The organism is Phenylobacterium sp., from assembly GCF_030693805.1.
Classification (GTDB): Bacteria; Pseudomonadota; Alphaproteobacteria; order Caulobacterales; family Caulobacteraceae; genus Phenylobacterium.
In genome coordinates this window covers 1-1,518 of the sequence record NZ_JAUXZW010000022.1, presented here as the reverse complement: position 1 = coordinate 1,518, position 1,518 = coordinate 1, and the positions used below count along the sequence as shown (strand labels likewise).

At 61.7% G+C, this 1,518-nt stretch carries 2 protein-coding genes; one reads left to right on the top strand and one right to left on the bottom strand.

Features of this window, described 5'->3' with window-relative positions; translation table 11 throughout:
• Nucleotides 1-31: 31 nt before the first annotated feature.
• Nucleotides 32-319 carry a hypothetical protein gene (locus Q8M88_RS01130; RefSeq protein ID WP_305594232.1) on the bottom strand — a complete coding sequence of 96 codons (288 nt, stop codon included), beginning with the start codon at nucleotides 317-319 and terminating at the stop codon, nucleotides 32-34.
• 893 nt (nucleotides 320-1,212) lie between these two features.
• Between Q8M88_RS01130 and Q8M88_RS01125 the strand changes: the two genes are divergently transcribed.
• Nucleotides 1,213-1,518 (top strand): hypothetical protein (locus Q8M88_RS01125; RefSeq protein ID WP_305594231.1); only part of this gene is annotated, 306 nt, incomplete at its 3' end.

The following is a 1,518-nucleotide window of genomic DNA, read 5'->3' as shown; positions in this document are numbered from 1 at the left end:
CGTAACGCATGGGCGCCACCTGCCGCCCAGTTCACCGACACGAACTCACGCCGACATCCAGACACATCCACACCTTGCCTGCGGTGGCAGCCAGCCACAACACGCACAACAGCACCGCCGCCATGGCGCCCCGGCCCCGGGCTGTCAGACCAGACGGCCCCCACCGGTCCACCAGCCGCACAACGGGGCTGCTCACCACGCGCAGCAGCCCGTACATCAGATTGCCTTCGCGTCGCGCCCCCACCAGCAGCGCCAGCACCCACTGACCCGCCAGCGCCAGCAAGGCCACCTCCGCACACAGTTTGACCAGCACAAGCAACGTGAGCATCTTCTTTGACCCCTTCTGTGTGAGCGGTCATTGTCTGTCCATCGCCCGCGACGGGCGGATCTGCAACTCTCTTAAACCAACAAACACCATGAAAGGCAAGGGTTAATACGTATACGCACGGCCCCAGATCACCAACCCGCCTACACTTCGATCAGGGTTAACCCTAGGTTTCGTGCACAAGCACAGGCCAACCCCCTGGGCGTCCCTGGTCACAAGCCGGTCATCCATTACCTGAAGGAAACACCATGTCATACGTTCAAACGCTGGTCGCCGTTGTGGCGGAAACCCTGGCCCGCATAGCGCGCCTGCGCCTGAATCCCGGCCTGCTCGGATCCTGAACTTCACGCCAAAAAGAAAAAACCCCGATGGCTGAGGCCACCGGGGTTGACGGCGGGCCAGAGGTCCATGCCGTCGGGTCTTGGCTGGCGGAGTTGGATGTCTCACCTGCCATGGGGCAATGGATTGCCCCTGAGCACCACCGGCAATGCAGCCGAACTGCGCTGCGGGTGGGTGTCCGCTTTGCAGCAGACGAGCCAAGCTTAGCGGCAACCCAGGTCCAAGCCCCAGTTCATTTTTTCAATCGGACCGGACCCTCCCATACCCTGGGCAAAACCGCGCTTTATATATACATATTCAACTTAAATATTGATTTTAAATTCTTGACTAGACATTTGACAGGCACTAAGATTCGCCCCGCTTGCCCGATATAGGGTAAACCCGCGACCGCTGCCGAACCCGGCTAAGTTGGCTCCCAGGTCTGACCAAACCTGCCCAGAGCCAATGGCGACCCCCTTACAAGTCCTTTCCGCTGCGCTGGTCGCTTCGGATGGGCACAGACAAGGAGCGTCCTTGTGACAGCGCAACCATCCTGGCCCCGTGCCGCCATGAACAGCCTGCGAACCTTCGCAGACGACGTGACACGAGGCTTTTTTGACATCACCCACAATGGCCTGGCCTTGCTGGGCATGGCGCTGGCCGTCGCCCTGATGACACTCTCCTTCCGCGTCGACCTGCGCGATGCGGCCGAAGAAAAGCTGCTCGGCTGGCTGCTGGAGCGCCAGAGTGGCGGCGCCGTGATCGCGCTGACCGCCGACCCCACGGCGGTCGATCGCGCCACCGCCATGCACACCCACGAACTGCCCGCCGAGCAAGCCAAGGTGGCGCTGTGGCTGAGCCGCAAGTACCGCGTG